The 9067-nt window shown below is 65.8% G+C and carries 9 protein-coding genes; 6 read left to right on the top strand and 3 right to left on the bottom strand.

The features are described from left to right. Positions 1–93: 93 nt before the first annotated feature. On the bottom strand, positions 94–942 hold the full coding sequence (locus tag QRO93_RS04810; protein ID WP_053450274.1) for an endonuclease/exonuclease/phosphatase family protein: 849 nt from the start codon (positions 940–942) through the stop codon (positions 94–96). A gap of 162 nt (positions 943–1104) precedes the next feature. Between QRO93_RS04810 and QRO93_RS04805 the strand changes: the two genes are divergently transcribed. Both QRO93_RS04805 and QRO93_RS04800 read left to right on the top strand, forming a co-directional pair. Beyond that, positions 1105–2670 (top strand): oligopeptide:H+ symporter, encoded by a 1566-nt coding sequence (locus QRO93_RS04805; protein ID WP_008267858.1) that lies wholly within the window; start codon positions 1105–1107, stop codon positions 2668–2670. A 7-nt stretch (positions 2671–2677) separates the two neighbouring features. Further along, positions 2678–3304 carry a rhomboid family intramembrane serine protease gene (locus tag QRO93_RS04800; RefSeq protein WP_049458513.1) on the top strand — a complete coding sequence of 209 codons (627 nt, stop codon included), beginning with the start codon at positions 2678–2680 and terminating at the stop codon, positions 3302–3304. 44 nt (positions 3305–3348) lie between these two features. On the opposite strand, the gene QRO93_RS04795 is transcribed toward QRO93_RS04800, so the two are convergent. Beyond that, positions 3349–3510, bottom strand: a complete 162-nt coding sequence (locus tag QRO93_RS04795; RefSeq protein ID WP_166671555.1) for a hypothetical protein — start codon at positions 3508–3510, stop codon at positions 3349–3351. 209 nt (positions 3511–3719) lie between these two features. On the opposite strand from QRO93_RS04795, the gene QRO93_RS04790 reads away from it, so the two are divergent. From QRO93_RS04790 to cfa, 3 genes are read left to right on the top strand one after another with little or no spacing between them, the layout of a single operon-like run. Continuing rightward, on the top strand, positions 3720–4022 hold the full coding sequence (locus QRO93_RS04790) for a GNAT family N-acetyltransferase (protein ID WP_006377679.1): 303 nt from the start codon (positions 3720–3722) through the stop codon (positions 4020–4022). Between the two features lie 36 nt (positions 4023–4058). Beyond that, entirely contained in the window at positions 4059–4940 is an 882-nt protein-coding gene (locus QRO93_RS04785; protein WP_180879732.1) for a DUF3298 and DUF4163 domain-containing protein, read from the top strand. A 19-nt stretch (positions 4941–4959) separates the two neighbouring features. Beyond that, positions 4960–6075, top strand: coding sequence for a cyclopropane fatty acyl phospholipid synthase (gene cfa / locus QRO93_RS04780; protein WP_180879730.1), 1116 nt, complete (start codon positions 4960–4962; stop codon positions 6073–6075). Between the two features lie 174 nt (positions 6076–6249). On the opposite strand, the gene QRO93_RS04775 is transcribed toward cfa, so the two are convergent. Beyond that, positions 6250–8418 carry a M3 family metallopeptidase gene (locus QRO93_RS04775; protein WP_180879728.1) on the bottom strand — a complete coding sequence of 723 codons (2169 nt, stop codon included), beginning with the start codon at positions 8416–8418 and terminating at the stop codon, positions 6250–6252. Between the two features lie 129 nt (positions 8419–8547). Between QRO93_RS04775 and QRO93_RS04770 the strand changes: the two genes are divergently transcribed. Further along, positions 8548–9027: a glutathione peroxidase gene (locus QRO93_RS04770; protein WP_180879726.1), complete on the top strand. Its 480-nt coding sequence runs from the start codon at positions 8548–8550 to the stop codon at positions 9025–9027. Positions 9028–9067 lie beyond the last annotated feature (40 nt).

Here is a 9067-nt window from a genome sequence, read left to right as displayed (position 1 = left end):
GGAGAGGGTGCGCGCGCGGCAGGGATGTGCCGACCAAGGTCGGCACCCACCGTCGGCACCCACAACCGTCACCCACCGCAGCCGAAGGCGGGGCTATTCCGCGGTGGCTGTATCGCCCTGCAGGCGCAAGGTTGCCATCACGCCCAGGCGCAGGCCGGGCAGGTCGCCATCGGCCGGCAGCAGGATCGGCTGCTGGCGGATGCCGCCGAAATGCTTGACCTGGAACAGCACGTCCAGGCCATGGCCGGTGGCTCCACCGCCACTGGCCGCTGGCGGTTCCGGGCGGCCGCCAGGATTGCGCCGGGCCGGCTGGAAGCCGGGCGTGCTGCGCACCAGTTCCACGGTGGAGGCCGAGAAGTCGCCGGCGATCAGGCTCGGCATGCCCTCGGCGGTGGCGCCGATCCAGGTCATCAGGTCGTTGGTCTGGTGCTGGCGCGCGGTGGCCTCGTCCGGCTCCGGGCGCAGCCGCGCCACGTAGATGTTGACCAGCGCCTGGCCCAGCTTCAGCCGCATCATGCCGGCCGCGCTGAACGTTCCGGGTGGATGCAGCAGGGTGACGCCGTCCTCGCTGACCGGCAGCCGGGTCAGCATGGCATTGCCATGCCGCAGCGGCTGGCTGGGCGGATCGGCGGTGACGAAGTCGCAGCTGTAGCGCAGCCGGCTGGCAAGCCAGCAGGCCGGGTTGCGGCCCTGCTGCTGCAGCACCTGCTGCACCGAGATCACGTCCGGTTGCAGGTCGGTCAACAGTTGTGCGACCTGCTCGCGGCGCTGCTTCCATTGCGCATCGTCGCGGCTGGGCAGTTCCAGTGCGGCCACGGTCAGTTGCCGGGGCTCACCCTCGCTGCTGGCCGAGGCCGGCGCCTGCGGCCGCGCCTGGGCCTGCAACGCCGGCAACAGCAGCAGGCAGCTGAGCAGGAGTCGGGCGTAGGCGAGGGGGCGCATAACGATAAGTTTACGCTTTTGTCGTGCAGGTGCCGTGACTTCCGGCACAGCCAGGAGCGCCTGCCATGGATTGGCACCGTTGTCATGCAGCCCTGCAGCGTGCTTCGCAAGCCCCGGTTCCGGTAACCTTGCGCCTTTCGCTTTGCAGGAATGCCTTACAGGATGAGCCACGACGCAGTTGCCCCCATCGCCGGCCAGGGAAGGATGCCGCGCCAGATTCCGTACATCATCGGCAATGAGGCCTGCGAACGGTTCAGTTTCTACGGGATGCGCAACATCCTGGTGCAGTTCCTGATCACCTCGCTGCTGCTGCAGGAAATCACTGCGGAAGGCCGTGCCGGTGAAGCCAAGGACATCATGCACAGCTTCATGATCGGCGTGTACTTCTTCCCGCTGCTCGGCGGCTGGCTGGCCGACAGGTTCTTTGGCAAGTACCACACCATCCTCTGGTTCAGCCTGGTCTACTGCGCCGGCCACCTGTGCCTGGCGCTGTTCGAGAACAGCCGCGAAGGCTTCTTCCTTGGCCTGGGACTGATCGCGCTCGGCGCTGGCGGCATCAAGCCGCTGGTGGCCTCGTTCATGGGTGACCAGTTCGACCAGAGCAACAAGCACCTGGCCAAGCTCGTCTTCGACGCCTTCTACTGGATCATCAACTTCGGCTCGCTGTTCGCCTCGCTGCTGATCCCGCTGGTGCTGAAGAACTGGGGCCCGCAGTGGGCGTTCGGCATCCCGGGCATCCTGATGTTCGTAGCCACCTTCGTGTTCTGGCTGGGCCGCAAGCGCTACGTGCTGGTGCCGCTGCCGCCGAAGGACCCGCATTCGTTCGCCAACGTGGTGCGTACCGCGCTGACCGCGCGCGTTGCCGGGCAGGGCCGTCCGGGCCTGGTGATCGCCGCGCTCGGCCTGGTGCTGGCCGTGGCCTCGTTCGGGCTGGTCGGCTCGCTGGGCATCGTCATCTGCCTGTGCCTTGCGCTGGTCGCCATCCTGGCCGGCATCGGCGGCGGCACCTGGCTGCAGCTGGACCGTGCCCGCGGCCAGCATCCGGCCGAAGCCGTGGAAGGCGTGCGCTCGGTGCTGCGCGTGCTGGTGATCTTCGCGCTGACCACGCCGTTCTTCTCGCTGTTCGACCAGAAGGCCTCGACGTGGGTCCTGCAGGGCCAGCAGATGCAGATGCCGAGCTGGTTCACCGCCTCGCAGATGCAGGCATTGAACCCGCTGCTGGTGATGATCCTGATTCCCTTCAACAACCTGGTGCTGTACCCGGCGCTGCGCCGCTTCGGCTTCGAGCCGACCGCGCTGCGCCGCATGACCGCCGGTATCGCCTTCAGCGGCCTGGCCTGGATCGTCATCGGTGGCATCCAGGTGGTGATGGACGGCGGCAATGCCATGTCGATCTTCTGGCAGATCCTGCCGTACGCACTGCTGACCTTCGGTGAGGTGCTGGTCTCGGCCACCGGCCTGGAGTTCGCCTACAGCCAGGCGCCGCAGGCGATGAAGGGCGTGGTGATGAGCTTCTGGAACCTGACCACCACCATCGGCAACCTGTGGGTGCTGCTGTCCAACGCCGCGGTGCGCAACGACACGGTGACCCACCAGATCGCCGGCACCGGCCTGAGCGAGGCGGCGTTCCTGATGTTCTTCTTCGCCGGCTTCGCCTTCATCGCGGCGTTGGCCTTCGGTTGGTACGCGAAACGCTATCGTATGGTCGACAACTACCGTAGCGCCTGAGCCTGACATGACCCCCGTCAATCTGCTGTTGATCGCCATCACCGCCATCCTTTCGTGGATGGCGTTCAACAACCGCAAGCTGGCCGACCGCCTGATCCTGTGGCCGCCCGCCGTGGACCGCCATCGCCAGTACGACCGGCTGGTGACCTATGGCTTCATCCACGCCGACTGGTCGCACCTGATCTTCAACATGATCACCCTGTTCTTCTTCGGGGGATTCATCGAGAGCGTGATGGTGGAGCTGACCGGCAGCTACCTGACCTATCCGGCGTTCTATATCGGCGCGTTGCTGGTCTCGATCCTGCCCAGCTACCTGAAGAACCAGAAGAACCCGAACTACCTCAGCCTCGGTGCATCCGGGGCGGTGTCGGCGGTGCTGTTCGCCTTCATCCTGATCAAGCCGTGGTCGATCATCCTGGTGTTCTTCATCCCGGCGCCGGCCATCATCTATGCCGCGTTCTACGTCGGCTACAGCATCTGGATGGACAAGCGCGGTGGTGATCGCATCAACCACAGCGCACACTTGGCCGGTGCGGCGTTTGGCGTGATCTTCATGCTGGCCATGCAGCCGAGCATCTTCAACCACTTCCTGCGCGAACTCTCGAACCCGACCTTCCGCCTCGGCGGCGGTTGAGGGTGGGAACGGGGGCGGATCGGCAGCGATCCGCCCCGGCCGGTTCAGGCCGTGGTCTGCTGCCCGTAGGTGTCCAGCAGGCGGGCGAACACTTCCTCGCCGATGCGCTGGAAATCCTGGTCTTCGGTCTGCCCTTCCACTGCCAGCTGCAGCAGGCCCTCCAGCAGGGCACGGTCGGTATCGGAATGGGGATCGCTGGGGTGCATCGGGGCCTCCGCGGTGATGCGCATGGTCTACGGTCGCAAGGGCCGTGCCAGCCTGGCCGTACCCCTCCACAGGCGATAGCGGCCGCCCGCCCTCCAGCTTGAGGGTCGAAAACTGACGTGAATGGACCGCACTTGCCCCTGTTCAGGCTTCACGCGATCATGGCGCCCGGCTGCGCACCATCCACGCAGTCGCCGCAGGAGACAGTTCCATGGCTTCGGTCACGCCCCCCGGTCTGGCCTACGAGGTCGAACACGACCTGGCCAGCCATCGCTTCACCGCCCGTGTCCGAGGACAACTGGCGGTGCTTGATTACCAGATCAAGCGCAGGCGCATGGTCATCACCCACACCGAAGTGCCCGAGCCGATTGCCGGCCGCGGTATTGCCGGTGAGCTGACCCGCGTCGCGCTGCGCTTCGCCCGCGAGCAGAAATACAAGGTGGTGCCGGCGTGTTCGTATGCCGAGGCCTTCCTGCAGCGGCACGAGGAGTATCACGACCTGCTCGTCGGCTGATGCCGGCGGGCCACGCTTCAGCCATGGCAGGCGATGATGTACAAACATGAACAGGGGATCCCGATGAAGATTGGAAACAACCGGCCATTGCGCGGCAGCGTGCTGGCCGGCGTGGTGGGCGTGCTGTTGCTGGCCGGTTGCCAGCGTGAGAGCGAGCCGGCACCGGCGACCGACGCGGCCCCCGCCGCCGAGGCCCCGGTCGCGGGCGAGACACCCACCACGGAAGCGCCGCTGGATCTGCGCGACGTGATCGAGAACAACGAGCGCGAAGTGGTGGGCATCAGCTACCCGGCCGGCATCGACCGTTATCCGGGCCTGGCACGCGCGCTGCAGGACTATGCGACCAGCGCCCGCAGCGACCTGCAGCAGGCACTGGACGGGCTCGGCAACGACAAGCCGACCATGCCCTACGAGCTGTCGCTGAGCTTCGAGAAGCTGCTGGAGACCCCGCAGCTGGTGGTGGTCAGTGCCGATGGCAGCCGCTATACCGGAGGCGCCCACGGTGAGCCACTGGTGGCACGCTTCGTGTGGCTGCCGCAGCACCAGCAGATGCTCAGCGCCGAAAAGCTGGTGGCCGATGCCAAGGGCTGGAAGGCGATCAGCGATTTCGTCGCCGACCAGCTGCGCGAGCGCGTGGCCACCCGCCTCAGCGGCGAGGACATGGACCCGGCCCAGCTGCAGGAATCGCTGCGCAACGCATCGCGCATGATTGCCGACGGTACCGGCCCGCAGGCCGACAATTTCAGCCAGTTCCAGCCGCTGACCGACGACAAGGGGCAGATCACCGCGCTGCGCTTTGTTTTCCCGCCCTACCAGGTGGGTCCATACTCGGACGGCACGCAGACCGCCGATGTACCGGCGGCGGTGCTGTTGCCGCACGTGGCCAAGGACTACGTGGAGCTGTTCGCACGCGGTTGACCGCAGTCGAGGAGGTGGCGTGGATACAGGGTTGCAGGAGCGGGTCGCCGGCCTGCTGCAGGAAGCCGGGGTCCGCATCGGCGGCACCCAGCCACAGGACATCCAGGTGCATGATCCGCGCTTCTTCGCGCGGGTCATGGCGCACGGCTCGCTCGGCCTCGGCGAGAGCTACATGGACGGCTGGTGGGATGCCAACGTCCTGGACGACTTCCTCGTCCATCTGATGCAGGCGCACCTGGACGAACGGGTGCATGGCTGGCGCGAAGTGGCCGATGCGCTGAAGGCGCGCCTGTTCAACCTGCAGGCCGGGCAGGGCAGCTACGAGGTCGGCCGCCGCCATTACGACCTCGGCAATGACCTGTACCAGGCCATGCTCGGAACGCGCCTGGTCTACAGCTGCGGCTACTGGCGCACTGCCGATGATCTTGACGCCGCGCAGGAGGCCAAGCTCGACCTGGTCTGCCGCAAGCTGGGCCTGCGTCCGGGCCAGCGCGTGCTGGACATCGGCTGCGGTTGGGGCGAGGCACTGAAGTTCGCTGCCGAGCGCTACGGTGTCAGCGGCGTCGGCGTGACCATCTCCAGGGAGCAGGCCGAGTTCGCCCGTGAGTTGTGCGCCGGGCTGCCGATCGAGATTCGCCTGCAGGACTACCGCGAACTGGACGAGCCGTTCGATGCGATCTTCTCGATCGGCATGTTCGAGCACGTCGGTGACAAGAATTATTCCAGTTTCTTCGAGGTGGCCAGGCGCTGCCTGTCGCCACGCGGGTTGCTGTTGCTGCATACCATCGGCACCAACATCTCGCGGCATCGAACCGATCCATGGATCGCGCGCTACATCTTCCCGAACTCGATGCTGCCGTCGGCGGTGCAGATCAGCAAGGCATTCGAAGGACGCTTCGTGCTGGAGGACTGGCACAACTTCGGCACTGATTACGACCTGACCCTGCAGGCGTGGCGGCGCAACGTGGAAGCGGCCTGGCCGCGACTGGATGCGCGCTATGACGAGCACTTCCGGCGCATGTGGCGTTTCTACCTGGCCGGGTCGATGGCGACTTTCCGCTGCCGGCACGCGCAGCTGTGGCAGCTGGTGCTGTCGCCGGAAGGCGTGCCGGGCGGGTACATCGCGCCGCGATGACTGCCAGTAGATCCACGCCAGGCGTGTATGGACGATGCCGGGGTTCATGGCCCGGAAGGATCGTGCCGACCAACGATCGGCCCCCACCCGTAGATCCATGCCATGCGTGGATGGCGCATGAAAAAACCGCCCGGTCTCCCGGGCGGTTTTCGTTTCACGCTAGCGCACGGGCGATCAGTTGCCGGCGCCGGTCAGGCCACGCTTTTCCAGCAGCGGTTCGATCTGCGGCTCGTGGCCGGCGAAATCGCGGAACAGCTGCATCGCGTCGACACTGCCGCCCTTGGACAGCAGCGTGGCGCGGAAGTGGTCGCCGTTCTTGCGGCTGAGGCCGCCGTTGTCCTTGAACCACTTCTGGGTGTTGGCATCGAGCACTTCCGACCAGATGTAGGCGTAGTAGCCGGCCGAGTAGCCACCCATGATGTGGCTGAAGTACGGGGTCTTGTAGCGCGGCGGAACCGGCGCGTAGTAGATGCCGTCCTTCTCCAGCGCAGCGCGCTCGAAGGCCATCACGTCCTTGGCGGCCGGCACCTGGTCGGCGCCGATCTGGTGCCAGCGCTGGTCAAGCATTGCCGCACCCAGGTACTCGGTGGTGGCAAAGCCCTGGTTGAACTTGGCCGCAGCCAGCACCTTGTCCAGCAGTGCCTGCGGCATCGCCGAACCGTTCTGGTAGTGCTTGGCGTAGTTCTTCAGGATGGCCGGGTTGTCCGACCACATCTCGTTGACCTGCGAGGGGAACTCGACGAAGTCGCGCGGTACCGAGGTGCCCGAGAAGTACGGGTACTTCACGTTGGAGAACATGCCGTGCAGCGCGTGGCCGAACTCGTGGAAGGTGGTGTTCACCTCATCCCAGGTCAGCAGGGTCGGCTGGCCGGCCGGCGGCTTCGGGATGTTCAGGTGGTTGGCCACCACCGGCTTGAAACCGGTCAGCTTGGACTGCGAAACGTAGGAGTTCATCCACGCACCGCCACGCTTGGAGGCGCGCGCATACGGATCGAAGATGAAGATCGCCAGCTGGCTGCCGTCGGCGTCGAACACGTCGTAGACGGTGACGTCATCGTGGTAGACCGGCAGGTCGGTACGCTGCTTGAAGGTCAGGCCGAATTCCTGGCCGGCAGCATAGAACACGCCGTTCTCCAGCACGTTCTTCATTTCGAAGTACGGCTTCAGCTGCGACTCGTCGAAGTTGTACTTGGCCTGGCGCACCTTCTCGCTGTAGAAGGCCCAGTCCCACGGTTCGAGGGCGAAGGTCTTCTTGCCGGCGGCCTTCTGTTCCTGGTCGATCATCGCCTGCAGGTCGGCCGCTTCGCGCTTGGCGTTGGCCACGGCAGCCGGGGCCAGCTTGCCCAGCATCGCGTTGACCGCTTCGGGGGTCTTGGCGGTCTGGTTGGTCAGGTTGTAAGCGGCGAAGTTCGCAAAGCCCATCAGCTTGGCCTTGTCGGCACGCAGCTGCATGATGCGCGAGACCAGTGCGGTGTTGTCGAACTCGCCACCGCGGCTGCCACGGCTGACCGAGGCTTCGTAGATCTTCTGGCGCAGGGCGCGGTTGGCCAGGTTGGTCAGCGGCGGCTGGCCGGTGGTGTTGAGCAGGGTGATCACGTACTTGCCTTCCAGGCCACGGGCCTTGGCGGCTTCGGCGGCGGCAGCGATCTGCTCCTTGGACAGGCCGGCCAGCTCCTTGACGTCGTCGACGGTGATCGCCGAAGCGTTCACTTCCGACTGCACGTTCTGGCTGAACTTGGTGCCCAGGTTGGCCAGCTCGGCGTTCATCTCCTTCAGCGTGGCCTTGTCGGCCTCGGACAGCTTGGCGCCGGCGCGCACGTAGTTGTCGTAGTACTTCTCGACCAGGCGCACGCCTTCGGCGTCCAGGCCCAGCTGGCTGCGGGTGTCATACAGCGCCTGGATGCGGGCGAACAGGTTGCCGTTCAGTGCGATCGCATCGCTGTGCGCGGCGAACTTGGCCGAGTAGTCGGCCTGCAGCTTCTTGCGGGTGTCGTTGGTGTCGGCGCCGACCAGGCTGAAGAACACGGTGGTCGCGCGGTCGAGGATGTCACCGCTCTTTTCCAGGGCGATGATGGTGTTGTCGAAGGTCGGCTTGGCCTTGTTGTTGGCGATCGCCTCCACTTCCTTCAGCTGCTGCGCCATGCCGGCGTCGAAGGCCGGGGCGAAGTCGCTGTCCTTGATCCTGTCGAACTGCGGGAAGTGCAGCGGCAGCGGGCTATCGGCGAAGAACGGATTGGCCTGCTGGGCGGTGGTGCTGGCGGCCGCGGTGGCGGCGCCGGCTGAATAGGCGGGCAGGGCAAGGCCGAGGGTCATGGCCACGGCAAGGGCAAGGCGAGTGGTCAAGGTAATAGCTCCGGTAAGGCAAACAAGGGCCCGAGGGTAACCCGGGCGGCCGCACCCGCACTTGTGTCAAAAGGCATGTTGCCGGGGCCGCGCGCGGGTACCATGCAATCACCGCCACGGCCCGCCGTCATGACCACCACTTACGATTTCAGCTTCCGTGACCTCGATGGCCAGCCGCAGGCGCTGGCGCAGTTCCAGGGCCGTCCGCTGCTGCTGGTCAACGTCGCCAGCCGTTGCGGTTTCACCCCGCAGTACACCGGGCTGGAGCAGCTGTGGCAGGACTACCGCGAGCGCGGCCTGGTGGTGATCGGCTTTCCGTGCAACCAGTTCGGCGCGCAGGAGCCGGGTGATGCCGCGCAGATCCGCCAGTTCTGTTCGCTGGACTATCCGGTCAGCTTCCCCTTGTCGGAGAAGATCGAGGTCAACGGCAGCGGCGCCGATCCCCTGTGGGCATGGCTGTCACGCGAGAAGCGCGGCCTGCTGGGCATTGCCCGCATCAAATGGAACTTCAGCAAGTTCCTGGTCGATCGCAAGGGAAGGGTGGTGTCGCGGCATGCTCCGACCACCACGCCGGAGCAGCTGCGCAGCGCAATCGAAGCGGTGCTGTGAAGGGTGGTAGTGGCGGCCGCTGGCCGGCAATCCCCTAGCG

This window comes from Stenotrophomonas maltophilia group sp. Smal17, assembly GCF_030237045.1.
GTDB lineage: Bacteria > Pseudomonadota > Gammaproteobacteria > Xanthomonadales > Xanthomonadaceae > Stenotrophomonas > Stenotrophomonas forensis.
This window is presented reverse-complemented; position numbering and strand designations above follow the sequence as displayed.